The organism is Christiangramia aquimixticola, assembly GCF_048285835.1.
Classification (GTDB): Bacteria; Bacteroidota; Bacteroidia; order Flavobacteriales; family Flavobacteriaceae; genus Christiangramia; species Christiangramia aquimixticola.
This window is the reverse complement of the sequence record NZ_JBLVTL010000178.1, coordinates 1-311: the sequence shown is the minus strand read 5'-3', so window position 1 is coordinate 311 and position 311 is coordinate 1. Positions and strand designations below refer to the sequence as shown.

Here is a 311-nt window from a genome sequence, read left to right as displayed (position 1 = left end):
GCAATGACACCTCAGCAGGTTAATGATTTCTATGCAAATAGAATTTCAGCTACTGTTGTTGATTTAAGTGGCAAGGAAATTTCTGGAATCGAGGCTGAAAAAGTTGAGATTGCCAAAGATTACAAAAGACCGGCTGATCAAAGACAATATCCTGTGTTTATGTTCCATGCTGAAGGTAACCCAGAGGCTGTGGAATCTTATATTTTTCCTCTTTATGGAGCTGGACTTTGGGATGCTATTTGGGGCTACATCGCTTTGGAAACAGACATGAACACCATTGGTGGAATTACCTTGGCACATGCTAGCGAAAC

General features: G+C 41.2%; 1 pseudogene. It reads left to right on the top strand.

What is annotated here, in order from left to right:
* A pseudogene (locus ACNKXV_RS14020) lies at positions 1-311 on the top strand (hypothetical protein); the annotation flags it as partial.